26 protein-coding genes are annotated in these 26,769 nt (G+C 72.1%); 9 read left to right on the forward strand and 17 right to left on the reverse strand.

Features of this window, described 5'->3' with window-relative positions; genetic code table 11:
- Positions 1-2 precede the first annotated feature (2 nt).
- Together sdhA and CP973_RS35315 are read left to right on the forward strand one after the other, a co-directional pair.
- On the forward strand, positions 3-1,757 hold the full coding sequence (sdhA, locus tag CP973_RS35310; RefSeq protein WP_150248105.1) for a succinate dehydrogenase flavoprotein subunit: 1,755 nt from the start codon (positions 3-5) through the stop codon (positions 1,755-1,757).
- Positions 1,757-2,530, forward strand: coding sequence for a succinate dehydrogenase iron-sulfur subunit (locus tag CP973_RS35315; RefSeq protein WP_030373203.1), 774 nt, complete (start codon positions 1,757-1,759; stop codon positions 2,528-2,530). The genes sdhA and CP973_RS35315 overlap by 1 nt, the downstream gene beginning before the upstream one ends.
- Positions 2,531-2,561: 31 nt before the next feature.
- Here the strand turns inward: CP973_RS35315 and CP973_RS35320 are convergent, their stop codons facing one another.
- Both CP973_RS35320 and CP973_RS35325 read right to left on the reverse strand, forming a co-directional pair.
- Positions 2,562-3,425 (reverse strand): hypothetical protein, encoded by an 864-nt coding sequence (locus CP973_RS35320; RefSeq protein WP_150248107.1) that lies wholly within the window; start codon positions 3,423-3,425, stop codon positions 2,562-2,564.
- Positions 3,426-3,621: 196 nt separating this feature from the next.
- A complete protein-coding gene (locus CP973_RS35325) occupies positions 3,622-4,137 on the reverse strand; it encodes a MerR family transcriptional regulator (RefSeq protein WP_341874872.1) in 516 nt (171 codons plus the stop codon).
- Positions 4,138-4,235: 98 nt separating this feature from the next.
- Between CP973_RS35325 and CP973_RS35330 the strand changes: the two genes are divergently transcribed.
- Positions 4,236-5,063, forward strand: a complete 828-nt coding sequence (locus tag CP973_RS35330; protein WP_150248108.1) for an alpha/beta fold hydrolase — start codon at positions 4,236-4,238, stop codon at positions 5,061-5,063.
- Positions 5,064-5,190: 127 nt separating this feature from the next.
- Positions 5,191-6,174: a TetR/AcrR family transcriptional regulator gene (locus CP973_RS35335; RefSeq protein WP_244410198.1), complete on the forward strand. Its 984-nt coding sequence runs from the start codon at positions 5,191-5,193 to the stop codon at positions 6,172-6,174.
- 16 nt (positions 6,175-6,190) lie between these two features.
- On the opposite strand, the gene CP973_RS35340 is transcribed toward CP973_RS35335, so the two are convergent.
- The 5 genes from CP973_RS35340 to CP973_RS41235 all read right to left on the reverse strand — a co-directional run bounded on the left by CP973_RS35340 (position 6,191) and on the right by CP973_RS41235 (position 10,753).
- Positions 6,191-6,694 (reverse strand): FBP domain-containing protein, encoded by a 504-nt coding sequence (locus CP973_RS35340; RefSeq protein WP_150248110.1) that lies wholly within the window; start codon positions 6,692-6,694, stop codon positions 6,191-6,193.
- Between the two features lie 69 nt (positions 6,695-6,763).
- On the reverse strand, positions 6,764-7,951 hold the full coding sequence (locus CP973_RS35345) for a S8 family serine peptidase (protein WP_150248112.1): 1,188 nt from the start codon (positions 7,949-7,951) through the stop codon (positions 6,764-6,766).
- Between the two features lie 172 nt (positions 7,952-8,123).
- Complete coding sequence (locus CP973_RS35350) at positions 8,124-9,599, reverse strand: WXG100 family type VII secretion target (RefSeq protein ID WP_150248114.1); 1,476 nt, start codon at positions 9,597-9,599, stop codon at positions 8,124-8,126.
- A gap of 49 nt (positions 9,600-9,648) precedes the next feature.
- A complete protein-coding gene (locus tag CP973_RS35355; protein ID WP_150248116.1) occupies positions 9,649-9,960 on the reverse strand; it encodes a hypothetical protein in 312 nt (103 codons plus the stop codon).
- Between the two features lie 535 nt (positions 9,961-10,495).
- The gene (locus CP973_RS41235) at positions 10,496-10,753 is read right to left on the reverse strand and encodes an SCO4848 family membrane protein (protein WP_150248118.1); all 258 of its coding nucleotides are present in this window, start codon (positions 10,751-10,753) and stop codon (positions 10,496-10,498) included.
- 10 nt (positions 10,754-10,763) lie between these two features.
- Here CP973_RS41235 and CP973_RS35365 point away from each other — a divergent pair, with 10 nt between their 5' ends.
- A complete protein-coding gene (locus CP973_RS35365) occupies positions 10,764-12,131 on the forward strand; it encodes a D-alanyl-D-alanine carboxypeptidase family protein (RefSeq protein WP_483025205.1) in 1,368 nt (455 codons plus the stop codon).
- 226 nt (positions 12,132-12,357) lie between these two features.
- Here CP973_RS35365 and CP973_RS35370 read toward each other — a convergent pair whose 3' ends face one another.
- The 4 genes from CP973_RS35370 to CP973_RS40270 all read right to left on the reverse strand — a co-directional run bounded on the left by CP973_RS35370 (position 12,358) and on the right by CP973_RS40270 (position 15,513).
- Complete coding sequence (locus CP973_RS35370; protein ID WP_150248122.1) at positions 12,358-13,368, reverse strand: YihY/virulence factor BrkB family protein; 1,011 nt, start codon at positions 13,366-13,368, stop codon at positions 12,358-12,360.
- A 10-nt stretch (positions 13,369-13,378) separates the two neighbouring features.
- The gene (locus CP973_RS35375) at positions 13,379-13,978 is read right to left on the reverse strand and encodes a GtrA family protein (RefSeq protein WP_150248124.1); all 600 of its coding nucleotides are present in this window, start codon (positions 13,976-13,978) and stop codon (positions 13,379-13,381) included.
- A gap of 198 nt (positions 13,979-14,176) precedes the next feature.
- On the reverse strand, positions 14,177-15,154 hold the full coding sequence (locus tag CP973_RS35380; protein ID WP_150248126.1) for a decaprenyl-phosphate phosphoribosyltransferase: 978 nt from the start codon (positions 15,152-15,154) through the stop codon (positions 14,177-14,179).
- The gene (locus CP973_RS40270; RefSeq protein WP_167538574.1) at positions 15,151-15,513 is read right to left on the reverse strand and encodes a hypothetical protein; all 363 of its coding nucleotides are present in this window, start codon (positions 15,511-15,513) and stop codon (positions 15,151-15,153) included. The genes CP973_RS35380 and CP973_RS40270 overlap by 4 nt, the downstream gene beginning before the upstream one ends.
- 230 nt (positions 15,514-15,743) lie before the next feature.
- On the opposite strand from CP973_RS40270, the gene dprE1 reads away from it, so the two are divergent.
- Positions 15,744-17,114, forward strand: coding sequence for a decaprenylphosphoryl-beta-D-ribose oxidase (gene dprE1, locus CP973_RS35390; RefSeq protein ID WP_150248128.1), 1,371 nt, complete (start codon positions 15,744-15,746; stop codon positions 17,112-17,114).
- 40 nt (positions 17,115-17,154) lie between these two features.
- Complete coding sequence (gene dprE2, locus CP973_RS35395; protein ID WP_150248130.1) at positions 17,155-17,910, forward strand: decaprenylphospho-beta-D-erythro-pentofuranosid-2-ulose 2-reductase; 756 nt, start codon at positions 17,155-17,157, stop codon at positions 17,908-17,910.
- Between the two features lie 40 nt (positions 17,911-17,950).
- Here the strand turns inward: dprE2 and CP973_RS35400 are convergent, their stop codons facing one another.
- The 3 genes from CP973_RS35400 to CP973_RS35410 all read right to left on the reverse strand — a co-directional run bounded on the left by CP973_RS35400 (position 17,951) and on the right by CP973_RS35410 (position 21,139).
- On the reverse strand, positions 17,951-18,532 hold the full coding sequence (locus CP973_RS35400; RefSeq protein WP_150248132.1) for a 2'-5' RNA ligase family protein: 582 nt from the start codon (positions 18,530-18,532) through the stop codon (positions 17,951-17,953).
- 149 nt (positions 18,533-18,681) lie between these two features.
- Complete coding sequence (gene trpS, locus CP973_RS35405) at positions 18,682-19,695, reverse strand: tryptophan--tRNA ligase (protein WP_150248134.1); 1,014 nt, start codon at positions 19,693-19,695, stop codon at positions 18,682-18,684.
- 166 nt (positions 19,696-19,861) lie between these two features.
- Positions 19,862-21,139, reverse strand: coding sequence for a serine hydroxymethyltransferase (locus CP973_RS35410; protein WP_150248136.1), 1,278 nt, complete (start codon positions 21,137-21,139; stop codon positions 19,862-19,864).
- A 250-nt stretch (positions 21,140-21,389) separates the two neighbouring features.
- Here CP973_RS35410 and rocD point away from each other — a divergent pair, with 250 nt between their 5' ends.
- Positions 21,390-22,607 (forward strand): ornithine--oxo-acid transaminase, encoded by a 1,218-nt coding sequence (gene rocD / locus CP973_RS35415; protein WP_150248138.1) that lies wholly within the window; start codon positions 21,390-21,392, stop codon positions 22,605-22,607.
- 33 nt (positions 22,608-22,640) lie between these two features.
- On the opposite strand, the gene CP973_RS35420 is transcribed toward rocD, so the two are convergent.
- Positions 22,641-23,834 carry a glutathionylspermidine synthase family protein gene (locus tag CP973_RS35420; protein WP_150248140.1) on the reverse strand — a complete coding sequence of 398 codons (1,194 nt, stop codon included), beginning with the start codon at positions 23,832-23,834 and terminating at the stop codon, positions 22,641-22,643.
- Positions 23,835-23,907: 73 nt separating this feature from the next.
- Positions 23,908-24,309 carry a hypothetical protein gene (locus CP973_RS35425; protein ID WP_150248142.1) on the reverse strand — a complete coding sequence of 134 codons (402 nt, stop codon included), beginning with the start codon at positions 24,307-24,309 and terminating at the stop codon, positions 23,908-23,910.
- A 125-nt stretch (positions 24,310-24,434) separates the two neighbouring features.
- On the opposite strand from CP973_RS35425, the gene CP973_RS35430 reads away from it, so the two are divergent.
- Positions 24,435-25,340, forward strand: a complete 906-nt coding sequence (locus CP973_RS35430) for a hypothetical protein (RefSeq protein WP_150250731.1) — start codon at positions 24,435-24,437, stop codon at positions 25,338-25,340.
- Here CP973_RS35430 and pdxR read toward each other — a convergent pair.
- The gene (gene pdxR, locus CP973_RS35435) at positions 25,314-26,741 is read right to left on the reverse strand and encodes a MocR-like pyridoxine biosynthesis transcription factor PdxR (RefSeq protein ID WP_150248144.1); all 1,428 of its coding nucleotides are present in this window, start codon (positions 26,739-26,741) and stop codon (positions 25,314-25,316) included. The two genes, CP973_RS35430 and pdxR, sit on opposite strands and share 27 nt — an antisense overlap.
- Between the last annotated feature and the right edge of the window lie 28 nt (positions 26,742-26,769).

Raw genomic sequence — 26,769 nt, forward strand, 5'->3', positions numbered from 1 at the left:
TCATGAAGATCCACAAGTACGACACGGTCATCGTCGGCGCCGGTGGCGCGGGCATGCGCGCGGCCATCGAGGCCACCAAGCGCAGCCGCACCGCGGTCCTGACGAAGCTGTACCCCACCCGCTCCCACACCGGCGCGGCCCAGGGCGGCATGGCCGCCGCCCTCGCCAACGTCGAGGAGGACAACTGGGAGTGGCACACCTTCGACACGATCAAGGGCGGCGACTACCTGGTCGACCAGGACGCCGCCGAGATCCTGGCGAAGGAGGCCATCGACTCGGTCCTGGACCTGGAGCGGATGGGCCTGCCGTTCAACCGCACCCCGGACGGCACCATCGACCAGCGCCGCTTCGGCGGCCACTCCCGCAATCACGGTGAGGCCCCGGTCCGCCGGTCCTGCTACGCCTCGGACCGCACCGGCCACATGATCCTCCAGACGCTGTACCAGAACTGCGTCAAGGAGGGCGTGGAGTTCTTCAACGAGTTCTACGTCCTGGACCTGCTGCTCAACGAGGTCGACGGGGTCAAGAAGTCGGCCGGCGTCGTCGCCTACGAGCTGGCGACCGGCGAGATCCACGTCTTCCAGGCGAAGGCCGTGATCTTCGCGTCCGGCGGCACCGGCAAGTTCTTCAAGGTGACCTCCAACGCGCACACCCTGACCGGTGACGGCCAGGCCGCCGCGTACCGGCGCGGGCTGCCGCTGGAGGACATGGAGTTCTTCCAGTTCCACCCGACCGGCATCTGGCGGATGGGCATCCTGCTGACGGAGGGCGCCCGCGGTGAGGGCGGCATCCTCCGCAACAAGGACGGCGAGCGCTTCATGGAGAAGTACGCGCCCGTCATGAAGGACCTGGCCTCGCGTGACGTCGTCTCGCGCTCCATCTACACGGAGATCCGCGAGGGCCGCGGCTGCGGTCCCGAGGGCGACCACGTCTACCTGGACCTGACCCACCTGCCGCCGGAGCAGCTGGACGCCAAGCTGCCGGACATCACCGAGTTCGCGCGGACCTACCTCGGCATCGAGCCCTACACGGACCCGATCCCGATCCAGCCGACCGCGCACTACGCGATGGGCGGCATCCCGACCAACGTCGAGGGCGAGGTGCTGGCCGACAACACCACCGTCGTGCCGGGCCTGTACGCCGCCGGCGAGGTCGCCTGCGTGTCCGTGCACGGCGCCAACCGCCTGGGCACCAACTCGCTGCTGGACATCAACGTCTTCGGCCGCCGGGCCGGCATCGCGGCGGCGGAGTACGCGGCCACCGCCGACTTCGTCGAGCTGCCGGAGGACCCGGCGAAGATGGTCCAGGAGCAGGTCGAGCGGCTGCGCTCCGCCACGGGCAACGAGCGGGTCACCGAGATCCGCAAGGAGCTCCAGGAGACCATGGACGCCAACGTGATGGTGTTCCGCACCGAGCAGACGATCAAGACCGCGGTCGAGAAGATCGGCGAGCTGCGCGAGCGCTACCTGAACGTGTCCATCCAGGACAAGGGCAAGCGGTTCAACACCGACCTGCTGGAGGCCGTCGAGCTGGGCAACCTGCTCGACCTGGCCGAGGTCATGGCCGTGTCCGCGCTGGCCCGCAAGGAGTCCCGCGGCGGTCACTACCGCGAGGACTACCCCAACCGCGACGACGTCAACTTCATGCGGCACACCATGGCGTACCGCGAGGTGGCGGCAGACGGCTCGGAGTCGATCCGCCTCGACTACAAGCCGGTCGTCCAGACCCGCTACCAGCCGATGGAGCGTAAGTACTGATGAGCACCTCCACCCTCGAAAAGCACTCCAAGGCCCTGGACGCGGCCGAGGACGGCGCCTCGCACACCATCACGATCACGCTGCGGATCCGCCGGTTCAACCCGGAGGTCTCCGAGGACGCCACCTGGCAGGACTTCCAGCTGGAGATGGACCCGAAGGAGCGCGTCCTGGACGCCCTCCACAAGGTCAAGTGGGAGCAGGACGGCACGCTGACCTTCCGGCGTTCCTGCGCACACGGCATCTGCGGCTCGGACGCCATGCGGATCAACGGCAAGAACCGCCTGGCGTGCAAGACGCTGCTGAAGGACATCAACCCGGAGAAGCCCATCACGGTCGAGGCCATCAAGGGCCTGACGGTCCTCAAGGACCTCGTGGTGGACATGGAGCCGTTCTTCCAGGCGTACCGGGACGTGATGCCGTTCCTGATCACCACCGGCAACGAGCCGACGCGCGAGCGCCTGCAGTCCGCCGAGGACCGCGAGCGCTTCGACGACACCACCAAGTGCATCCTGTGCGCCGCGTGCACGTCCTCGTGCCCGGTGTTCTGGAACGACGGCCAGTACTTCGGCCCGGCGGCGATCGTCAACGCGCACCGCTTCATCTTCGACAGCCGTGACGAGGGCGGCGAGCAGCGGCTCGAAATCCTCAACGACAAGGACGGCGTCTGGCGCTGCCGTACGACCTTCAACTGCACGGACGCCTGCCCGCGCGGCATCGAGGTCACCAAGGCGATCCAGGAGGTCAAGCGCGCGCTGATCACGCGTCGCTTCTGATCCCGGGCTCAGTCCCCGGAAGGCGCAGTCCCTAGAACCTGGTTCCGGTCAGTGACCCGAACCTGGTCTGGAAGCCGCGAAGGGCTCCGCTCCCGTACGTACGGAGGCGGAGCCCTTCGGCGTGTCCGGCCCCGGCCCGGCCGGACGCCCCCGCCACCCGTTCCGGCGCGGCCTCGGCGAGCGGCGCCGCGGGATACACCAGGACCGGCGGCAGCTCCGTATCCACGAAGGAGACCGGATGGGAGCAGAAGTACGACGGCACGAGCAGCAGGCCGCGCCCCTCCAGGTGCAGGTCCCCGTCGCGCGGATAGCCGACCTCCAGGACGGGCCGCCGCCAGCGCATCTCCGGCCCGAAGGTCCGCAGCATGGCCTCGGTGCCGTCCTGGCGCAGCGCGTGCAGCCGCAGCGTGCGGTCGGCCTCGACGCGCTGCCCGACCAGCGGCCAGGCGGGGCCGAGGGCGGTGTGGTGGTAAGTGCGCAGACTGCGGGCGAGGGTGCGCAGCGCGGCGGGTTCGCCGTCCGCGAGGGAGCGCATCCAGGAGGTCGGGGCGGCGTGCTGGCCGTGCCCCGGCCGGTGCGCCTGCCCGGCCAGCATCCCGATGTCGGTGCGCAGCCGGCGCCGGGGCGTCGTCATCACCGCTTCGAGGCCCGGCTCCACACCGGCCGAACCGGCCGCCGGTGTGAGGAAGTCCGGGAAGTAACCGCGCGGCGGTACGAGCGGCAGGAGCAGCCGCAGGGGCCCGGGCCCGTGCCGCGCGGCGTGCTGCCGCCAGGCGGCCAGGGCCGGTTCGGTCCGGCTCTCGCGCAGGCGGTGCAGGCTCAGCACGGTCTCCCACAGGGGGTCGGCCCCCTCGGCGATCCGCGTACGGTTCAGATCCTCCGGCGTGAAGTGCACACGTAACACAACAATCCCCCGATGCTGTGGCCGTCCCACCGTTCCCCCGAACGGCGGTGCACCCGAGGATCCGACCCGCGGGCCGCTTTCGCAAGCCGTACACGCCGCAGAGCCCGATTCCGTTCAATGAGAAATGAATGAGAGGACATTCGCGCAGGTCAGCGCGGCGCAGCCGGGCCGTCCCGGCGGGACCGCATCACGCCGAGCGCAACGCCATCGCCGCCAACGCCCGGTCCTGGTCCCGCCGTTGCCGCATGACGTGCGCGTACGTCGCCAACGCCTCGCGCCTGCGGGCCAGTTCGGCGATCTCCGCGTCCAGCTGCGCCATCTGCCGCTCGACCGCGGAGCAGGAACGGTCGCAGAAGACGAGCCCGGGGCCGCCCTGGGCACACGGCAGCAGCTCCCGGATGGCGTCGGTGCTCAGCCCGGTGGCGAGCAGTTCGCGGATCCGGCCGACGGTGGTCGGCGCATCGGGACCGTAGCGGCGGTAGCCGTTGGCGTCGCGGTCAGCGCGCAGCAGCCCCTGCTGCTCGTAGTAGCGCAACGACCGGGGGCTGACCCCCGTACGCTCGGCCAGCTCACCGATCCGCAGCGATCCCTTCGCTCCCTGGCCTCCGGCTCCCTGGGCCCCGGCTCCCTGGGCCCCCGCCCCCGCCCCCTCCGCTCCCGCCCGGACCACGCGCTCCCCCACCGACCGTGCCATCGGTGCCATAGGTGCCATAGGTGCCATCGACTGCCTCCCCTGAACGACCGGTCCCTCTAACCGGCGACTTGACCTTTACACCGGTGTCAGACGTCAACCTGATCCACATGACGCAGATTCCCGCGGCCGCACCGCGCCTTCCCGCCCTGTTCACCACCGTCACGCCCGCCGACCCCGGCACCGTTCCCGCCGCCCACGGCGTCCTGCTCGCCCACGGCGCGACCGGCAGCATCGCCGACAACTACGCGGGACTCGTCCCCGCCCTGGCGGCCACCGGCCACACCGTCGTCGCGCCCGACTACCCCGGCTCCGGCCGCACCCCGCGCGCCGACGGCCCCCTGGACCTCGATGCCCTCGCCGACGCCCTCGTGGCGGAGGCCGTCGCGGCGGGCGTCGATACATTCACCCTGATCGGCTTCTCCCTGGGTACGGCGGTGTCCGTACGGGCCGCCGCGCGCCACCCGGAGCGGGTCCGCGGCCTCGTCCTGACCGCCGGACTCGCCAGGCCCGACCACCGCGCGAACATCTGGCTCGACCTGTGGCTGCGTCTGCTGGACCGCGGCGACTATGTCGGCTTCGCCCAGGCCCGCGCCCTCAGCGGCCTCTCCCCCGAGGCCCTGAACGCGCTGCCGCCCGCCGAGCTGGCCGCCGCCCTCGACCCGGACCCGGCCCTCCCGCCGGCCGGTTCGGCCGAGCAGGCCGCGCTGGTCAAGGAGGTCGACACCACCGGCGACCTGGCCGGGATCGCCGTACCGACCCTGGTGATCGCGACCACACTGGACCAGCTGATCCACCCCTCCCACTCCCGCCACCTGGCCGAGCACATACCGGGAGCCGAATACGCGGAGATCGCGACCGGCCACGTGCCGATGGCCGAGCGGCCGGAGGAGTGGCAGGCCCTGATCCTGAAGTTCCTGGCCGAGCAGGCGCTCTAGGCGCGGCGTCCGGGCCGGCTCACCGACACGGCGCGGGTGGGGTGGGGCCCCAGGGCGGGCCGGGGACCGCATTAGGGTCGGTGCCGTGGACGATGCGACAAGGGCGGATACGGACGGAGCGCGGGGCGTGGCGAGCGAGGGTACGGGGGACGCGGCGGGCGGCGGCGCGGCCCGGGAGGTGGCGGATGCCCGTACCACTCCCACGGCGGACGCAGCCCAGGACGCGACGGAAGCCCGTACCGCTCCCACGGCTGCCCCCGCCCCGAACGCGAAGGACGCCCGAACCACCCCCACGACGGACCCCGCCCCGGACGTAGCGGATGACGGCACCACCCCCACGACGGACCCCGCCCACGACCGAGGCTCCCCGGCCTCCCGCGAGCGCACCTCCCAGGGCTCCCGCACCCGCACCCTGATCCTCGAAACCGCCCTCCGCCTCTTCCAGGAGCGCGGCTACGACAAGACCACGATGCGGGCCATCGCCCAGGAGGCCGGGGTCTCGGTCGGCAACGCGTACTACTACTTCGCCTCCAAGGAACACCTGATCCAGGGCTTCTACGACCGGATCGCCGCCGAGCACGCGGCAGCGGTGACGGACGTACTGGCACGGGAGCGCGACCTGGCCGGCCGGCTCCGCGGCGTGCTGCTCACCTGGCTCGACATCGCCGCCCCGTACCACCGTTTCGCCGCCCAGTTCTTCAAGAACGCCGCCGATCCGGACAGCCCGCTCAGCCCCTTCTCCGACGCCTCCGAGGGGCCGCGCGAGGCCGCCATCGCGCTGCACCGGCAGGTACTGGCCGGCGCGGACACCAAGGCCGACCCGGAACTGGCGGCAGCACTCCCCCGCTTGCTGTGGCTCCAGCAGATGGGCCTGGTCCTGTACTGGGTGCACGACCGCTCGGAGAACTGCGAACGCAGCCGCCGCCTGGTCGAACGGACCTCCCCGCTGGTAGCGCGCGCGGTGGCCGCCTCCCGGTTCCGGGTGCTGCGCCCGCTGGTACGCGAAGTCACCGACGTACTCAGCGAATTCGTCCTCCCGGCGGCAGCAGGCGCCGCGGCCCGCCCGGCCTCACGCACCCGCTCCGACCGGCCGGCCCCCGACCACGACTGACCTCGCGGGAAGCGGCTCACTCCCCCTCGAAGACCTTGTCCAGGAACGCGTCGAGATTCGCGACCATGCGCGCGATGCGGTCCTCCAGCGGCAAGGACTCCTCATGCCGCCCGGCCAGCTCCGACTTCTTCTTCCCGCGTACATAAAGCGAACACGCCAGATCGGCACAGATATACGTCCCGACCGTATTCCCCTGCCGCCCCAGCGGCCCGGCTTTCCGCGCGGCAAGCAGACTCACCCCGGACCCGGGATGCCCCGTCACACACAACGAGCACACCGTCGTCTTCGTAAAACTCCGCCGCACCCCCTGCGGCACCCGCAACGTCACCCCGACGACCCCACCGTCCCGGGGCGCCACCAGATAACTCCGGTCCGGCGCACCGGGGTCCCGCCAGCCGAGAAAGTCCAGGTCTTCCCACGGCAGGGTGGAAAGGTTCGCGGGGAGGTTGATTCGGCTTGCTTCGCCCTTTGAGCAGTTTACGAAGGAGGTGCGGATGTCTTTTTCTACGAGGGGGTCCATGACCTGGGAAACTAACAGCAGGTGCGGCTGGTCGTCGCACGATTTTTCCCGGGCCGGATGTGGCAGGCGTCAGCGCCAGGCCTGCGGCCCGGAGTTGCCACGGCGGCGCACGAGGACGATGACCATCACGACGAGCCCGATCAGCAGGAGGCCGCCCACCGCCATGCCTCCGTACTGCAGCAGCTTCTTTCCGCCGATCGGCGGGTTCGGGTCCTGCCCCTTTTCGGCACCCGCGACCACAGGCTCCTGCGGCGCCTTGCCCTGCGGCATGGGCAGCGGGCCGGCGGCGGGACCGGCGGGGATGTCGCGGGTGAGCGCGGCCAGCGGCTGGATGAAGCCGTAACCGTAGTGCTCGTCGGGCAGCTTGAGGTTCTTCGCCTTCACCGACTTGGCCAGGCCCGCCGTCTTGACCATGCGATTGGCGATCTGGCCGGGAGTGAGGTCAGGGTATTTTTCGAGCAGCAGGGCTGCTGTGGCGGAGGCGTAGGCGGTGGCCGCCGAGGTGCCGTCACCGGTGGTGTAACCCGAGTCGCTCTGGCCGTTGGGGTACGGAATCTTCACGCCGGGCGCCAGGACGTCGACCGACTTGTTGTAGTTGCCGCCCTCCCACGCCTTGCCGAACTCGTCCACGGCCCCGACCCCGATGGCACCGGGGCAGGCGGCCGGGATGCGCTCATCCGGCAGGGCATCGTTGCCGACACCGGCGAGGACGACGACACCCTTCTCGACCGCGTAGTGAACAGCCGCACACATGTCGGGGGTGTTGGGGTCCGCGACGAACGACATGTTGATCACCTTGGCGCCGTGATCCGCCGCGTAGCGGGTCGCCTCCGGAGTGCTCTTGTCCGCCGACAGCGGCAGGATCTTCGCGCCCGGTGCCAGCCCCTTGACGCCCTGGCTGCCGTCCGGGCCATGGCCGCGGCCCGCGATGAGCCCGGCCATTCCGGTGCCGTGGTCGCGGATGTCCGTACCCTGCGGTGCGGTCTCCTTGTCGCCCGCGGAGGGATTGGGGAAGTCCTTGCCGGGCAGGAGGGCTCCGGCCAGGTCCTGGTGGGTCGTGCGGAAGCCGGAGTCGATGACGGCGACGGTGACACCCTTACCGGTGGCCTGCTTCCAGATGCTCTGTACGTCGTACGCCTGAAACGGCCACAGCGCGCTCCGCGCCTGGTCCGCCGAAGCCGTACCCGCTGTGGTGAGGAGCAGCGCTCCGGTCAGCGCGGCACCGGCGGCCGCGCGCAGGGTTCGGGTGACCTTCATGCCTTGTTCCTCACTACTTCCGTTCAGGGCGGACAGTGGCCGGGAGGCAGCCGCTGGGCGGGGCGCCCACGGCCGGGTGAACGCCCACGATTTGCAGAAGTGCCCCGCACTGCGCGCGCGGGGCACTTCTTCGTACCACTTCATACAGCCGACGCCGACGGCACGTGCATCCCTACTCGATCACGCGAGGGGACACCTTGCGCTGCGAGGTCCACGTCTCCTCGTCCTCGACAAGGTAGTCGGGGCGCTCCTTCTTGGTGCGCTCCTTGTCCTTGCCGCGCTTGTTCGCCGCCGCGCCGCCCGGAGCGCCCATCGCCTGCGTTCCACCACGGCTGCGGTGCAGCCCGGCACCGCCCTGCTTGCCACCGGCCCCCGGGGTGCCCGGGGCTCCGACGACTCCGCCGGGCTTACGGGCCTGGGCACCACCGCGGCCGGCCGCGCCACCACGCCCCGCGCCGCTGCCCACGGCACCGGCTCCGCCGCCGGGCATACCGGGGCGTCCGGTGGCCGGCCCGCCGGACCGGTTGCCGCCCAGGACGCCGCCACGGCCGATGGGGCCCGAACGTGCGCTCCCGCCACCGGTGCCGCCCGTCTTGCCGTACGGCAGGGGCGCGATGAACCCGCCCGTCGGGCCACCGCCGCCCGGGCCACCGCCCGAACCGCCGCCGGGCAGGTTGCCGCCGCCTCCGCCGCCGGTGATGCCGGGGCCGACCGGGGCGACAGTGCCACCCTGGAGGCCGTCCAGGCCGGTGTGCACCGGCGCGTGTGACGGCTGGATGTTCACGCCGCCCCCGATGCCGTTGTACCCGCTGCCTCCCTTCGACCCGTGCGGGGTCACGGAAGTGGGCTTGGGCCGGGTGCCGCCGGGCACCGGCATGTTGACCGGCGGGACCTGCGGGTAGTTACCCGGCTCGGTCGGCCAGTCGTGGCCCGGGCCGGGCGGGTGCCCCGGCGGATCCATGACCTTCCCGGACTGCAGCCGGTAGTGGTTGGCCAGCTCCTCCATCACGATGACCGCCTCGACCTGGCGCTCCTTGCTCAGGGAGAGCTTGTCGCGGTTGGCCTCCAGCGCCATCCTGGCGTCCATCTTCGGGTTGGCCATGTCCCGGTGGAACTGGGAGTCGTCGCCCGAGGAGTTGAAGGCGCTCTCCACCTTGCCCGGGTCCTTGATCCCGGACATGGTCTTCTTGGCCTGGCGCAGGTTGTGCGCGATGCCGGCCTCCGGGCCCGAGGACCGCGTGCCGATCAGCATCGACTCGACGTTGCGGGCGTGCCCGTAGGTCCGGTCGATCTTCTTGAGCACCTCTGCCGCCTCACGCCGGAACGCGTCGGCGGCCTTGCCCTGCCAGTGGGCCGAAGCGTGCTCGACAGCGTCCATGAACGCCTTGCGGATGCCGCCGTGGCCGTCCTGGCCGCCCAGCCGGTCGGCGGACGCCCGCCAGTGGTCGCCGGAAGTCTCCAGCGCCTCCGGGCTGGCGTTTTCGATCATCGCGCGCAGCGCGTCGATCCCGTGGTGGTGGAAGTCCGACTTCGATACCGGAATGGGCTTGTAGTGCTCGAACTGCTTGAGATTCTCTTTCCGGTGCTTCTCGTCGATCTGCTTGGCGTACGCCTTGTTGCCCTCGGTGTCCATCGAGCCACCGGCCATGACCTTCCCCCTCGGTCGTCGTTCTGTTCGTTCTCGTGCTGCCGGGACCTCAGCCGTTCATCGACGTACGGGCTTCCTGCTCCCGGTCCTCGTACGCCCCACGGCTGCGCTCGGCCTTCTCGCCGAACTCCCGGATGAGGTCCTGGAGCGCGTCGACGACCTGCGTCATGTAGTGCTGCATCTTGTCGTGCGCCTGACCGAGTTCCGAAGCTTCGTTGAAATTGGAGCCGAAGGCAGACTTCGGAATATTCGTGCCGTATTTAACTTTCTGCCCCGGTTCGTCCATGTCGCCCTGCAAGCCCTTGAGCTTGCGCACGACGCTGTCCAGCTCGTGCAGATCGACCCGGTACTGCTCGCCCATCGAAGTCCTCCCCGTTACCCGCGCCACCCGCCGCACGAACCCGTCACGGCCGCCGCGAGGCAGTCCGGCCTGGGCACACAGGCAACGCAAAGAGTGTAAAAAATAGAGGCTCCAGAGGGTGGACCGCAAGATCAGAAGTCATGATTTGCCCGAATCTGCACCGAAATGTTCCCCAACTTTGCAGATGCGTCGGCGCAACACCCCCGGCGCACCCTCTCGGCACACCACAACTCATCCGTACAGCATGCCCGTTCGCGCCTCCCCGAAGCCGCCCCGGTCCCACGAGTTCCGCCACACCCTGACCGCACCAAGCATTACGCGGGATGAACGGTCGTGGAATTCCATCGTTCCGTCCTACCGAAAGGATTTCCCGGGCATTTCTTTACCCCGCCTCGGTTTCAACCCGGGCGTGCTGGCGGGTAGAGGTGAAGCGGGTCCGAGTGGCGGTGTGTTCGGGGTGGTGGAGTTGGGGGGCTACTGAGTCGGTGTGAGATTCCGCACTGGTGGTGCGGGCTGCGGGTCTTGTGGGGCGGGGTCAGGGGGTCGGGGTGGTGGTGGAGCCGCGGAGGGCGCGTACGCCTCGGAACCCGATGATGCCGATTGCCGTCCCCAAGAGAAAGGACGTCACCGCGAGCGCGAGATGGACCCAGAAGTATGCGGTCGGGTCACCCGCGTCGTCGAAGGCGAGGCCGCTCCCGTCCTTCCACAGGTTTTTGGCGAAAGTGATCCAGATGAACCAGCTCCATACCCCGAAGGCGAGCAGGAACCAGGAGACGGGGCGAGAGAGCTTCATGGAATCCAGTATGGGCAGCGGCTCCATCCGGCGGTCGGCCGGGGCACTCTTCCGTGGGGCGGTGTCCGGTTCGGCCGCGTCGACGGGTACGTTCACCGACGTGCCGACCACTTCTGCCGATCATCCGACCGCCGCGGCCCCCGGGAACACCGGGACCGTACGCCGCGCGCTCACCCGTACGACCGCCGCGCTGGCCGGCACCGCCGTGCTGCTGCCGCCGCTGCTGCTCGCCGCCCCGGCGCACGCGGACGAGAAGAAGAAAGACGCCAAGCCGCAGGCTCCGGCGCCGCCCGCCGAGATGTCGAAGGTCGGCGGCGACCGGCTGGGGCAGGCCGGTACGCAGGTGCAGCTCAAGCCGGGGGCGCCCAAGCTGCCGTCGGACCTCACGGCGCGTTCCTGGATCGTCTCGGACGCCGAGAGCGGCAAGGTGCTGGCCGCGCACAACGCGCACTGGCAGCTGCCGCCGGCCAGCACGCTGAAGATGCTGTTCGCCGACACGGTGCTGCCGAAGTTCCCCAAGGACCAGAAGTACACCGTCAAGCCGGCCGACCTGGCGGGCATGGGCGCGGGCAGCAGCCTGGTGGGGATAAAGGAGAACCTGACTTATACGGTCCATGACCTTTGGCTGGGGGTCTTCCTGCGTTCGGGGAACGACGCGGTGCACACCCTGTCCGCGATGAACGGCGGTACGGCCAAGACCGTGCAGGAGATGCAGAAGCAGGCCGAGGAGCTGAACGCGACGGACACCCATGTCGTGACGCCGGACGGCTACGACGCCCCGGGGCAGGTCTCCAGCGCGTACGACCTGACCCTGTTCGCCCGCGCGGGGCTGCAGAACGCGGACTTCCGGGAGTACTGCTCCACGGTGAGCGCGCAGTTCCCGGGCGAGGTCAAGGACGGCAAGCGCGGGTCGTTCGGCATCCAGAACACGAACCGGCTGCTCAGCGGGGATTACGACGTCAAGCCGTACCCGGGGATCGCGGGCGTGAAGAACGGCTCGACCACCAACGCGGGCTCCACCTTCACCGGAGTCGCCCAGCGTGGCGAGCGCAAGCTCCTCGTCACGGTCATGAACCCGGAGAAGAAGGAACACAACGAGGCGTACAAGGAGACGGCCAAGCTCTTCGACTGGGGCTTCGCGGCGGCCGACAAGGTCGAGCCGGTCGGCAGGCTGGTCGGGCCCAAGAGCGAGGAGGGCGACGCGCGGGCGGGCGGCAAGCTGAGCGGCGACAAGGCGCGGGCCGCGCTGGAGGACTCGTCCGGCGGCGCCGGCGGCGCGTGGACCGCGGCGGCGATCGCGGGCGGGCTGCTGGTGGTGCTGGGCGGCGTCGCGTTCCTGGTGCACCGGCGCTGGCCGCGGCGTAGCGCGCGGCAGTAGGCGACTGTGGGCGGCAGCAGGAGGCAGTAGGAGGAGGCCGCGGTCAGGAGCGGGTGGAAGGGGGTGGATGTACGGGTACGGGACGTACGCCCCCCGGACACCCGCTCATTCGGCCCGTACGGCCACTCGCCCGCCCCGCACGGCCACTCGCCCGGCCCGCACGGCCACTCCCGCGCCCCGTCCACCCACTACGACGCCGTGTACCTACTACGACGCCGTGCACCCGCTACGACGCCGTCGCCCCCGAGCCCCCCTGCCCCTTGGACCCCGAGGCCCCCTCGGCCCCTTTGCCCCCCTCAGCCCCTTTAGCCCCAGCCTTGCCCTCGGACCGCTTCCCCTCGTCCTCCCCCGTCGCGTCGCAGTCCAGCGACTTCGCCTCCGCCTCCGGGTCGCACCGCTGTGTCGCCGTCCACGCCGCGCAGAAAACGACCAGCTTCGCGGTGAAGTTGATCCACAGGAGCAGGGCGATCGGGGTGCCGAAGGCGCCGTACATGCTCTTCGCGGCGACGCCCTTGAGGTAGCCGCTGAGGAGGAGCTTGAGGAGTTCGAAGCCGATGGCGCCGATGAAGCCCGCGGTGACGACGGCGCGGCGGGGCGGGTGGACGCCGGGCAGCTTGGTCAGGACGTAGGCGAAGAGCAGGAAGTCGGCGAGTACGGCGATGCAGAAGCCGGCGGCGGACAGGAGGACGCTGCCGACGCCGCCCTCCGCGAGGCCGAGCGCGTCGGCCGCCTTGCCGACCGCGGCGGTGGCGAAGCCGGAGCAGGCCAGTGAGATCAGGGCGGTGCCGCCGAGGCCGAGGAGGAGGGCGACGTCCTTGAGCTTGGCGACGAAGATGTTGGTGTCCTCGTCCTCCTTCTCCCAGACGGCGCGCAGGCAGTCGCGGATGGAGTCGACCCAGCCGGCGCCGGTGAAGAGCAGGGCCACCGCGGCGATGACGCCGACGGTGGCGGCGTTCTCGACGAGGCCGCCGAGGTCGAGCTGGCCGGAGATGCCGGGGATCTGCTCGGCGATCTTCTTCTGGAGATCGTGCAGCTGCCGCTCGCTGAGCAGCGCGGCGCCGATCGCGGCGGCCACCGTCAGCAGCGGGAAGAGCGCCACGAAGCTGGTGAACGTGATCGCGGCGGCCAGCCGGGTCCAGTGCACGTGCCCCATGCGTTCATAGGCCCGCCAGAGGTGGGTCTTCATCAGCCAGGACACCACCGGGCCGATGACCGGCAGTTTGCTCAGCCAATCCATGGTTTCCCGCCTACCCTTCGTCAGCCTTCGACACCATCTGCACAGGTATGTCGCCCGCGTGGCGGAACACTAGCGTCCGGGTACCCCAGAAACGCAGGCACGTGGCCAGCGCCATGCCGACGCCCGCGCCCGAGACGGTGTCGGCCGTCACGGAGGTCAGGCCGAGCAGGTGGTGCGAGACGCCGAGGCAGGCCAGCTGGACGAGGGCGCCGGCGAGGTTCACGGCGAGGAAGACGGCGTAGCGGCGGATGCGTACGGGGGCGGGGGTGCGGGCGGCGCGCCCGGTGTACGGGGATGGTGCGGGGCGGGTACGGGCGCGGTAGGTGCCGAGGGCGTTTCCGGCGTACGCGACGGTGCAGCCCGCCAGGAAGGACAGCGACTTGGCGGTGAACGGGTCCGTTCCGGCCGGGCCGCGCAGCCATACGAAGAGGGCCAGGTCGGCCGCGTACGCGAAGGAGCCGGCGACCGCGAAGCCGAGCAGTTCGGGGGCGAGGGCGCGCAGACGGCGGGGCGGCGGCCGGTGCGGGCCACCGGGCGGGACGGGGCCACCGGGCGGGACGAGGCCGCCAGGCGGGGCAGGGCCACCGGGCGGGACGGGTCCGGCGGTCATCCGACGGGTCCGGGTCCGGCGGTCATCCGACGGGTCCGGGACCGTCGGCGCGCATCCGGTGACCGTCGGCGCGCGTCCGGTGGCCGTCGGCGCGCGTCCGGTGGCCGTCGGCGCGCGTCCGGTGACCGTCGGCCCTCGTCCGGTGGCCGTCGGCGGCGGTGCTCGCCCCGGTCATACGTCCCACACGTCTCATACGTCTCATACGTCCGCGACGGCCATCGCGTACAGCCCGGTCCACGCCAGCCCGATGACGGCCAGCGGGCGGTCCCGCAGCACGACGTCCTCCGGTGCGCCCGCGGTCCCCCGGTCGGCGAAGACCGCGTAGCGCAGGACGGCGAGGATGAACGGGATCATGGACAGCTGGCGCCAGGGGAGGACGCCGGCCGGGGTGCCGCCGCTCTCCAGGGCCCACAGGCAGTACGCGAGGACGGCGCCGCCGGCCGCCAGCTGCCATACGAAGCGCAGGTAGCCGTCGCTGTACTCGCGCAGCAGGGCCCGCGTCTCGCCCTTGTCCGTACGCTGCTCACGCGCCACCTGGAGCGCTTCGGAGTAGCGCTTGGCGGCGACCATGAACAGCGCGCCGAAGCCCGCGGTGATCAGGAACCAGCGGGACAGCGGGATGCCGAGCGCGGGCCCGCCGATCATGGCGCGCAGCAGGAAACCGGCGGTGACCACGACGAGGTCGACGACCAGGACGTTCTTCCAGCTGACGCAGTAGGCGAGCTGCATGAGGAGGTACGTGCCGAGCAGGGCGGCGGTGGCGGGGTTGCACAGCACGACGGCGGTGGCGGGGACCAGGGCGGCGAGCAGGGCGCCGACGGCGTAGGCGGCGGGCACGGGGACCTCGCCCGCGGCGACCGGGCGGCGGCACTTGTCGGGGTGCGCGCGGTCGGCCGCGGCGTCCCGGGCGTCGTTGACCAGGTAGACGGCGGACGCGGCGGCGGTGAAGAGGAGGAAGAGGAGCGGGAGTTGGCGCAGGGTCTGGTGGTGGAAGAGGTCGCCTGCCGCGGCCGGAGCGGCGGCCACCAGTACGTTCTTGACCCACTGGCGGGGGCGGGCGGTGCGCAGCAGGCCACGGGGCAGCCCGAGCGCCCGGGCCCGCGGTCCGGGCGGCGGAACGGTGGCCACTCCGGGGCCGGACGGCGTCTCCTCCAGGAGGGCGGTGCGCTCGGTCACGGCCGCTCCCCGCGAGCAGCGGTGGCCGAGGCGGCCTGGGCGCCGGGGAAGGAGTGCGGGCTCGCGGTACGTACGAGGGGGGCGCGGCCGGGCAGCAGGGGGCGCCGGCGGCGTACGACGCGCTTGAGGGCGACGCTCAGCAGGTGGGCGCCGCTGCTCAGGACTGTGCCGAGGAGCCGGGCGGGGCGCCGTGGCCGGTCGGCCGCGGCGCCCGCCGGCCCGGCGGCGAGCCAGAGCGCTCCGTGCTCGCCGCCGTGCGGGAGGGTGCGGGCGACGGCGGCCACCCGCGCGTCGGAACCACGGGCGCGCAGCGCGACGAGCAGGCAGTGATCCATCTCTTCCGGGGACAGCGGGGTCACCTCGATCCGGTATCGGGCCGGCCCGCCGGGCGGACCGCCCGCTTCGTACGGTCCGCCCGGCGCCTATCCCTCAAGCCCTTCGGGGCTCCGCTTCCGACCCTCCGGGGCCGGGCGCGCCGTGTCGCCGCGATTAGCCCATCCACCGCATTAATCACTCTTTTCGTGCGGAGGACGTGCAGGACGGGCGAGATCTCGGGCAATCCGCATATCTGCCGCATTACGGTCACTCCATGGCGTCGCCCACCGGCCCGGCCGGCTCCCGCACCACCTCCATCACCGGCTGGGGCCGCACCTCCCCCACCACCGCGCGACTGCTCCGCCCCGGCTCGTACGGCGAGGCCGTGGCGGCGGTGCGGACGTGCGGGGCGCGCGGCGGGATCGCCCGGGGGCTCGGGCGCGCGTACGGGGACGCGGCGCAGAACGCGGGGGGTGCCGTCTGGGACATGACCGGCCTGGACCGCATCCGCCGCGTCGACGCCGAGGCGGGTGTCGTGGAGTGCGAGGCGGGGGTCAGCCTGCACCGGCTGATGGAGGTGCTGCTGCCGCTGGGCTGGTTCGTGCCGGTGTCGCCGGGCACGCGGTACGTGACGGTCGGCGGCGCGGTCGGCGCGGACATCCACGGCAAGAACCACCACGTGGCGGGCTCCTTCACCCGGCACGTGCGGTCCTTCGAACTCCTCACGGCGGACGGCGCGGTGCGTACCGTGCGGCCCGGCACCGACCTATTCGACGCGACCGCCGGGGGCATGGGGCTGACCGGGGTGGTGCTCGCGGCGGCGGTCCGACTCGTCCCCGTGCAGACGTCGCTGATGACGGTCGACACCGAGCGCGCGGCGGACCTGGACGACCTGCTGGCGCGGCTGTCCGCCACCGATCACCGCTACCGCTACTCCGTCGCCTGGATCGACCTGCTGGCGCGCGGCGCGGCGACCGGCCGCGCGGTGCTGACCCGCGGCGACCACGCGCCGCTGGACGCCCTGCCCGCGCGCGCCCGCCGGGCCCCGCTGGCCTTCCGCCCCGGGCACCTGCCGCCCGCGCCGCGCGGCCTGCCGGAGGGGCTGCTCGGGCGGCGGTCGGTGGGCCTGTTCAACGCGTTCTGGTACCGCAGGGCGCCCCGTCGCCGGACCGGCGAGCTGCAACGGCTCTCCGCGTTCTTCCATCCGCTGGACGGGGTGCCGCACTGGAACCGGATCTACGGGCGCGGCGGCTTCGTGCAGTACCAGTTCGTGGTGGGCCACGGGCAGGAGGAGACGCTGCGGCGCGTCGTGGAACGGATCGCGGCGCGGGGCTGCCCGTCGTTCCTGGCGGTGCTGAAGCGGTTCGGCGCGGGCGGTTCCGGGTGGCTGTCGTTCCCGGCCGCGGGCTGGACGCTGGCCCTGGACATCCCGGCCGGGCTGCCCGGCCTCGGCGCCTTCCTGGACGAGCTGGACGAGGCGGTGGCGGCGGCGGGCGGCCGGGTCTACCTGGCCAAGGACGCCCGGCTGCGGCCGGAGCTGGTCGATGTCATGTACCCGCGTGCGCCGGAGTTCCGGGAGCTGCGGGGGCGGCTGGACCCCCGCGGAGTCTTCACGTCCGACCTCTCGCGCCGCCTCGCCCTGTGACCGGGCCCCGGCACGGCCCGGCCTCTTCGGAAAGGACCTCATGAAAGACGCCTTCGGCTCCCCCCAGTCCCTCCTGGTCCTCGGCGGCACCTCTGAGATCGCCCTAGCGACCGCCCGCCGCCTGATCGCCCGCCGCACCCGTACCGTCTGGCTGGCGGGCCGCCCCTCCCCCGCCCTGGAGGACGCGGCCGGGCGACTGCGCTCACTGGGCGCCGAGGTGCGTACGGTGCCCTTCGACGCGCTGGACACCGGCGGCCACGAGGAAGCCCTCGGCAAGGTCTTCGCCGAGGGCGACATCGACGTGGTGCTGCTGGCCTTCGGCGTGCTGGGCGATCAGGAGCGCGCCGAGGCGGAGCCGGCGGAAGCCGTACGGATCGCGGGGACCAACTACACCGGCGCCGTCTCGGCGGGCCTGGTCTGCGCCCGGTCGCTGCGCGTCCAAGGGCACGGTTCGCTGGTGGTGCTCTCGTCGGTCGCGGGCGAGCGGGCGCGGCGCTCGAACTTCGTCTACGGCTCCAGCAAGGCCGGGCTGGACGCGTTCGCGCAGGGGCTGGGGGACGCGCTGTACGGGACGGGCGTGCACGTCATGGTCGTACGGCCCGGGTTCGTACGGACGAAGATGACCGCCGGGCTGGCGGCGGCGCCGCTGGCCACGACGGCGGAGGCGGTCGCGGAGGCGGTGGAGGCGGGGCTGCGGCGGCGGAGCGAGGTGGTGTGGGTGCCGGGGGTGCTGCGGCCGGTGATGGCCCTACTGCGGCATATGCCACAGGCGATTTTCCGGAAGCTGCCGGTGTGACGGCCGCCGGTGCGGGAGCCGGCCGGAGCCCGCCCGCCCGCTAGCAGGTGGGCGTAGGCGGCCGCGACAGATCCGCCTGGTGCGGCACCCCGGCGGCGGGCGTCCCGAACGGGTACTCCCGCTCCAGCCGCCACACGCCGTCGGCGCCCTGCTCGTACAGCGCGAACCCGTCGATCGTCCAGGCGGCCTCGAAGTCCTTCAGCGCCACGAACGCCTGGTCCATGGCCTCTTCGGAGATGCCGTGCGCGACGGTCACATGCGGGTGGTACGGGAACTGCAGCTCGCGCGCGCACGGCCCGGACGCCGCGCGCACCCGCTCCTGGAGGACGGTGCACTCCGCCTCGCCCTCGGCCAGCTTGACGAAAACCACCGGGGACAACGGCCGGAAGCTGTCCGTGCCCTCCAGGCGCAGCCGGAACGGCGCGAAGCCCGCGGCGACCTCGGCGAGGTGCTCCTCGATGGCGGGCAGGTCCTCCGCGCGGGCCTCGGTGGGCGGCAGGAGGGTGATGTGCGTGGGGATGCCGTGTGCGTGCGGGTCGCCGAAGCCCGCACGCTGCTCCTGGAGGAAGCTGCCGTACGGCTCCGGGACCGCGATCGAAACGCCGAGCGTTACGGTCCCCACTGCGTTCTCCCTCCTGAAGCTGTCGTTGTCCCCGGATGCCAGTGTGCCGGGTGGCCCGTCCCCGCGGCGACCGTCCTCGGTCCCGCCGCACCCGGGTCCGAAGACCCTGGCGCGGGGGCGGCCGGGGCGCCGGGCCCCGGCCCGGCCGGTCAGTGCTTGGCGGGCAGGAACCCGATCCGGTCGTACGCCGAGGCCAGCGTCTCGGCGGCCACCGCGCGGGCCTTCTCGGCGCCCTTGGCCAGGATCGAGTCCAGCGTCTCGGGGTCGTCCAGATATTCCTGGGTACGGTCCCGGAACGGTGTGACGAACTCGACCATGATCTCCGCGAGGTCGGTCTTGAGGGCGCCGTACATCTTGCCCTCGTACTTCTTCTCCAGGTCGGCGATGGACTCGCCGGTGAGGGTGGAGTAGATCGTCAGCAGGTTGGAGACGCCCGGCTTGGCCTCGGCGTCGTAGCGGATCACCGTGTCGGTGTCGGTGACCGCGCTCTTGATCTTCTTGGCGGAGGCCTTGGGCTCGTCGAGCAGGTTGATGATCCCCTTCACCGACGACGCCGACTTGCTCATCTTGACCGCCGGGTCCTGGAGGTCGTAGACCTTGCCGGTCTCCTTGAGGATGTACGGCGCCGGGACGGTGAAGGTGTCGCCGTAGCGGCCGTTGAAACGCTCGGCCAGGTCCCGGGTCAGCTCGATGTGCTGGCGCTGGTCCTCGCCCACCGGGACCTGGTTGGCCTGGTAGAGCAGGATGTCGGCGATCTGCAGGATCGGGTACGTGAACAGGCCGACGCTGGTGCGGTCGGCGCCCTGCTTGGCGGACTTGTCCTTGAACTGCGTCATCCGGCTGGCCTCGCCGAAGCCGGTCAGGCAGTTCATGACCCAGGCGAGCTGGGCGTGCTCGGGGACGTGGCTCTGGACGAAGAGCGTGCAGCGCTCCGGGTCGAGACCGGCGGCCAGCAGCTGAGCGGCGGCGAGCCGGGTGTTCGCGCGGAGCGCCGTCGGGTCCTGCGGGACGGTGATCGCGTGCAGGTCCACCACCATGTAGAAGGCGTCGTGGGACTCCTGCAAGGCCACCCACTGGCGGACGGCGCCCAGGTAGTTGCCGAGGTGGAAGGAGCCTGCCGTGGGCTGAATCCCGGAGAGTACACGCGGACGATCGAGAGCCATGGCGCTCATTCTCTCAGGTCCGCGGACGGGGGCGGCGCGCGGCCGGGCAGCGGCGGGGGCACGGGGCGTACGGACGGGGGCACGGGCAGGGGTACGGGGGTGGCGGGGCCGGCGGACCGGGGCCGGCCGGCAGACTCCCGGCCCAGCCCGCCTCCCCGGCGCCCGCTCAGGACGCGTCGCCCACCAGCCCCGGCGCCGGGTAGGCGCTCATCAGCTCGGCGACCTCGGCGCGGATCGTGGTGAGCGCGTCCTCGTCGCCCGCGCCCGCGGCCGTGACGCCCCGGGTGATCCAGTCCGCGATCTGCGGCATGTGCTCGGTGCCCAGGCCGCGCGAGGTCAGCGACGGGGTGCCGATGCGGATGCCGGACGGGTCGAACGGCTTGCGGGGGTCGTACGGGACGGTGTTGTAGTTGACCACGATCCCGGCCCGGTCCAAGGCCTTCGCGGCGACCTTGCCGGGCACCTCCTTGGGCGTGAGGTCCATCAGGACCAGGTGGTTGTCCGTACCGCCGGAGACCAGGTCGAAGCCGCGGGCCAGCAGCTGTTCGGCGAGGGCCTTGGCGTTGGCGACGACGGCGTGCGCGTAGTCGCGGAAGGACGGCTGCGCGGCCTCGTGGAGGGCGACCGCGATGGCGGCGGTGGTGTGGTTGTGCGGGCCGCCCTGGAGGCCCGGGAAGACCGCCTTGTCCAGCGGCTTCGCGTACTGCTCGCGGGACATCAGCATGGCGCCGCGCGGGCCGCGCAGCGTCTTGTGGGTGGTGGTGGAGATGACGTCGGCGTGCGGTACGGGCGAGGGGTGGGCGCCGCCCGCGATCAGCCCGGCGATGTGCGCGATGTCCGCGACCAGCACGGCGTCCACCTCGCGGGCGATCTCCGCGAAGGCGGCGAAGTCGATGGTGCGCGGCACGGCCGTACCGCCGCAGAAGATCAGCTTCGGGCGCTCCTTGAGGGCGAGGTCGCGCACCTCGTCGAAGTCGATACGGGCGGTGTCGGCCCGTACGCCGTACTGGACGCCGCGGAACCACGTACCGGTGGCCGAGACGCCCCAGCCGTGGGTGAGGTGGCCACCCATCGGCAGCGACATGCCCATGACCGTGTCGCCGGGTTCGGCGAAGGCCAGGTAGACGGCGAGGTTGGCGGGCGAGCCCGAATACGGCTGGACGTTGGCGTGCTCGGTGCCGAAGACGGCCTTGGCGCGGTCGATCGCCAGCCGCTCGACAAGATCGATGTTCTGCTGGCCTTCGTAGTAGCGACGGCCCGCGTACCCCTCGCTGTACTTGTTCTGGAGGACCGTGCCGGTGGCTTCGAGCACCGCGGCGGACACGTAGTTCTCGGAGGGGATCAGGCGCAGCGTCTCGCCCTGGAGGCGTTCTTCGGCACCGACCAGGGCGGCCAGTTCGGGGTCGGCGGCGGCGAGGGCGGGGTGGGACAGGGGACGGCTCATGGGGTCCTCCGGGGCGATCGGTTTCGTACGGCTTTCCGGTCGTGCTCCCCGGGTGCCCAGGCAGGGCGGCACCTCGTGGTGGGCCGCCTTGCGGCGGCCGCGCACCGTTCCCCCGAGGTCACTTCCCCGTACGCCAGTCGCGATGCGCGGGGCCAGTCTAACGGGGGGTGTGCGGCGCAACCTTTCTTCGCATACCGTCCGGCCAACGGGATTTCTTCTCCCGGGATCGCCCGCATACCGAACGGAGTCAATGGTGACCCCTACGACGTCCACGGAACGCAACATCGCCGCCGCCGAGGCCCACGGCGCGCACAACTACCACCCGCTCCCCGTCGTCGTGGCCTCCGCCGAGGGGGCCTGGATGACGGACGTGGAGGGCAACCGCTACCTGGACATGCTCGCCGGGTATTCGGCGCTCAACTTCGGCCACGGCAACCGCCGGCTGATCGAGGCGGCCAAGGCGCAGCTGGAGCGGGTGACCCTCACCTCGCGCGCCTTCCACCACGACCGGTTCGCCGACTTCTGCGCGCGGCTCGCCGAGTTCTGCGGCATGGAGATGGTGCTGCCGATGAACACCGGCGCGGAGGCGGTCGAGACGGCGGTCAAGACCGCCCGCAAGTGGGGCTACCGGGTCAAGGGCGTCCCGGACGGCCGGGCGAAGATCATCGTGGTGGACAACAACTTCCACGGCCGCACGACCACGATCATCTCCTTCTCCACCGACCCGGAGGCGCGCGCCGACTACGGCCCGTACACCCCGGGTTTCGAGATCGTCCCGTACGGCGACCTGGCGGCGCTGGCGGACGCGGTGGACGAGGACACGGTCGCGGTGCTGCTCGAACCCATCCAGGGCGAGGCGGGCGTGCTGATGCCGCCGCCCGGATACCTGCCGGGCGTACGGGAGCTGACCCGCGAGCGCGGCGTGCTGTTCATCGCGGACGAGATCCAGTCCGGCCTGGGCCGCACCGGCGCCGACTTCGCCTGTGAGCACGAGGGCGTGGTGCCGGACATGTACGTGCTCGGCAAGGCGCTGGGCGGCGGCATCGTGCCGGTGTCGGCGGTGGTCTCCTCACGCGAGGTGCTGGGCGTGTTCCGGCCGGGTGAGCACGGCTCGACGTTCGGCGGCAATCCGCTGGCCTGCGCGGTGGCGCTGGAGGTCCTGGCGATGCTGCGCACCGGCGAGTACCAGCAGCGCGCCCGGGAGCTGGGCGAGCACCTCCACCACGAGCTGGGGCTGCTGACCGGCGGCGGCGCGGTGGACGCGGTGCGCGGGCGCGGTCTGTGGGCCGGGATCGACATCAACCCGGACCTGGGCACCGGCCGGGAGATCTCCGAACGGCTCATGGGGCGCGGCGTGCTGGTCAAGGACACCCACGGCAGCACCATCCGGCTGGCGCCCCCGCTGGTCATCAGCAAGGAGGACCTGGACTGGGGCCTGGACCAGCTGCGGGCGGTGCTGGGCGGGTGACCGTGGGGCGCTGCCCCTGCCAGGGGGCGCGCCTCACAGGATCACATGCGGCAGGAAGCGCGCGTACTCGTCCGTGACCAGCCCCGCCGACTCCCGGATGCCGAGCCCCGCCGCCTCGTCCTCGACGACCCACGCGCCGAGCACCACACGGTTGCCGTCGAAGTCGGGCAGCGGGGCCAACTCCTGGTAGCAGCACGGTTCGTCGCGTACGACGGGGGCCGCGCCCGCCCGGTGGACGGTGACACCGGCGCCCTCGCGGCCGAGCAGCGGCTTGGCCACGTAGCCGGGTCCGTCCGGTCCGTCCGCCAGTTCGCGCGGCCCGTCGAGGTAGGCGGGCAGCAGGTTCGGGTGGCCGGGGTACAGCTCCCAAAGGACGGCCAGCAGCGCCTTGTTGGAGAGCAGCATCTTCCAGGCCGGTTCGATCCACAGGGTGGTGCCGGTGCCGCCGCCGTTGTCGAGGGTGTCCAGGACGTGCGGGCCGAACTCGTCGGTGGCCAGCCACTCCCACGGATACAGCTTGAAGCAGGCCCGTATGAAGCGCAGCCGCTGGTCCACGAAGCGGCCGGAAAGACCGTCCCAGCCGATCTCCTCGACCGGTATCGCCACGGTCTCCAGACCCGCCTGCCGTGCCGTCTCCTCCAGGTAGGCGACGGTCATCAGGTCCTCGCCCAGCTCGTCGCCGGCCGAGTGCGCGAAGTGCACGGGTGCGCCCGGCGGCAGCAGCCCGGCCTGCTTGCGCCAGGCGTCGACCAGCCGCTCGTGCAGCGAGTTCCACTGGTCGGCGCCGGGAAAACGTTCCTCCATCCAGAACCACTGCGGGCCCGCCGCCTCGACCAGCGAGGTCGGCGTGTCGGCGTTGTACTCCAGCATCTTGGCCGGGCCGGTGCCGTCGTAGCGCAGGTCGAACCGCCCATACAGCGTGGGCAGTTCGGCGCGCCGGTGCCAGGACTCGGCGACCAGGTCCGCCAGCCGCGGGTCGTCGATGCCGAGGTCGGCGAAGCGCCGGTGCTCGACGATGTGCGCGGCCGCGGCCAGGCACATGCCGTGCAGCTCCTCGACGACCTCCTCCAGCGCCTCGACCTCGGGCAGCGTGAAGGAGTAGTACGCGCTCTCGTCCCAGTACGGGCGCAGCGAGTCGTCCGGGTAACGGGTCAGCGGGTAGATCAGGCCCTGCGCCTCGACGGTCTGCTGCCAGCCGGGGCGGGGCCGGGTGGTGTGCCGCTTCACGTGGCCGCCCCTCGGTGCGGGACCGTTCCCGTACGCCCCGCCGCCACCCGGGCCTCTTTCGCGCGCACCGCCGTCACCCGCCGCTGGAACCGGAGCAGCCGAAGCCGCCGCGGTTGACGGCCGTGCTGTGGCTGAAGGTGCCGGAGTCGGCGTACCGGCCGCTCACGTCGGAGCCGTAGTACCACTGGCCGTCGACCTTCTTCTGCCCGCGGCCGGCGGTGCCCTTGTCCCTGCCCGGGCCGGACGACGATCCGGTGCCGCCCGTACTGCCGGTCCCGCCCGACCCGCTCCCGCTCTTGCACGCCTTGGAGTCGATGACCCGGTACCCCTTGACGGCGTCGTAGCTGTTCCGGTCGACGCAGCGCTTGTCGGGCTCGGAGCCGCAGGAGGTCAGGGCCGCCGCGAGCGCGCCCATACTGCCCAGGACCACCGTGCTCGACCGCAGCCGCCGCCGGGCCTTCGTCTGTTCCGCCATCCCTGTTTTCCCCCGTACATCCGTGGCAACGGTTTTCAGCCAGCTCAGCCTAAAGGCCACGCCCCCGTGGCCCGCAACAGGCCCGTGACGGGGCGCCCGCCTACAGTCGTTGTGTGCTGATTGGGATGTTCTGCGCGCTCGGCTCGGCGATCTGCTTCGGTACGGCATCGGTCCTCCAGGCGGTGGCGGCACGCGCCACCGCGCCCGGGACCGGCTCGGGGTCCGGCGTGGACCCCAGACTGCTGCTGCGCGTCCTGCGGCAGTGGCGCTATCTGCTCGGCCTGGCCCTGGACGGCTGCGGCTTCCTCCTCGAACTGGTCGCGCTGCGCTCGCTGCCGATCTACGCGGTGGGCGCGGCCCTCGCCGCCAGCCTGGCCGTGACCGCGGTCGTCGCCGTACCGCTGCTGCGCGTCCGGCTCAGCCGTGCCGAGTGGACGGCCGTGGCGGTGGTCTGCGGCGGACTGGCCATGCTGGGGCTCGCCTCGGGCGCGGAGGGCAAGGGCACGGGCTCGACCGCGCTGCGCTTCGGTGTGCTGGCCGTCGCCCTGGCGATCCTGGCGTGCGGCGCGGCGGCCGGACGGCTGCCCGACCGGGCGCGGGCGGCGGCGCTGGGGCTCGGCGCCGGTTTCGGCTTCGGCGTGGTGGAGGTCGCCGTACGCCTGATCCCCGACCTGTCCCCCGGGCCCCTCCTCTCCAACCCCGCCACCTACGCCCTGCTCATCGGCGGCGGCGCGGCCTTCCTCCTGCTGACCTCGGCCCTCCAGCGCGGCTCGGTGACGGCCGCGACGGCGGGCATGGTCATCGGCGAGACGCTGGGCCCCGCACTGGTCGGCATCATCTGGCTCGGCGACCGCACCCGCCCCGGGCTGGCGCCACTGGGCATCGCCGGGTTCGCGCTGGCGGTACTGGGCGCGCTGGCCCTGGCGCGTTTCGGAGAGGCACCGGAAGTGCCGGGGGCGGCGCCCGGGGCTCTCGACGCAGCGGCGCAACCTGCCGCCAGCGGCCTACGGCACGGGCGGGAGCACCCGTAGCAGCGCTTCCAGAGCTCCCGCGAACGCGTGCTCCGGCGGCCTTCCGTACGCCACGACCAAGGCGTCACGCAGCGGCGCGCCGTCCGCCGCCGCGGGGTACGCGAAACTGCTCAGCCCTTCCAGGGCGAGGCCCTGCCAGCGGGCGGCCTGAACGACGGACTGCTCGGTACCGGGCGGCAATTCGAGGACGACGTGCAGGCCGGCCGCGATGCCGCTGACCCGGATGTGCGGCGCCTGCCCGGCCAGCGCGGTGACCAGCTGATCACGCCGCCGCCGGTACCGCAGCCGCATCCCGCGCACATGCCGGTCGTACGCGCCCGAGGTGAGGAATTCGGCGAGGGTCAGCTGTTCCAGCGCTGCGGTTTGCCACTCGCCCGTGCTCTTGAGGGCGAGGACCGGCTCCACGAGGTGGTCCGGCAGCGCCATCCAGGCCAGCCGCAGCGCCGGAGCGAGGCTCTTGCTCGCGGTGCCGAGATAGGCGACACGGTCGGGATCGAGTCCCTGGACGGCTCCCACAGGCTGCCGGTCGTACCTGAACTCGCCGTCGTAGTCGTCCTCCAGCACCAGCCCCCCGCCGGCGCGCGCCCAGTCGATGACGGCGGCCCGCCGGTCGGGGTGCAGCGGTACGCCCGTGGGGAACTGGTGCGCCGGGGTGAGGAGGGCGGCCCGTACGCCCGCCTGCTCGGCCAACCGCCCCGTGTCCGCGCCGTATTGGTCGACCGGCAACGGGACGGGGCGCAGTCCGGCGCGGGTCAGCACATCGCGGTGGAAGTGCAGGCCGTACGCCTCGGTGCCGATCTCACGCACGCCCGCGCCCCGCAGGGCACGCGCCAGCAGGCCGAGGCCCTGCATGAACCCGGTGCAGATCAGGATCCGGTCCGGATCGGTCCGTACGCCGCGGGCGCGGGCCAGGTAGTCGGCGAGCACGGTACGCAGCTCAGGGCGGCCGAGCGACGGTCCGTAACCGAACGCCTCGCTGGGCGCCGCGGTGATCGCGCGGCGCGCCGCGGCCAGCCACGCCGCACGCGGGAACGCGGAGACGTCCGGGGTGCCGGGCCGCAGGTCGTAGCGCGGACGGTCGGGCGCCCGGGCAGGGACGGCGCGCCGGGCAGGCGGCGCGGGCCGCAGCGGCTCGGCGCGCCGGGCGACCCGGGTGCCGGATCCCTGCCGCGCGCCGAGCCACCCCTCGGCGACCAGTTCGGCGTAGGCGTCGGCGACGGTGTTGCGGGCGATGCCGAGGTCCACCGCGAGCGAGCGCGAGGAGGGCAGCCGGGTGCCGGGGGCGAGCCGCCCGGTACGGACGGCCTCGCGCAGGGCGCGCATCAGGGAGGCGCGGACGCCCCCGCCGCCGGCGAGGTCGAGATGCAGGTCGCGACCGAAAGTGGCCCACGAATCGTCCATACGAATGGACCATACCCGTGCGCCAATG

The organism is Streptomyces albofaciens JCM 4342 (assembly GCF_008634025.1).
GTDB classification, from domain to species: domain Bacteria; phylum Actinomycetota; class Actinomycetes; order Streptomycetales; family Streptomycetaceae; genus Streptomyces; species Streptomyces albofaciens.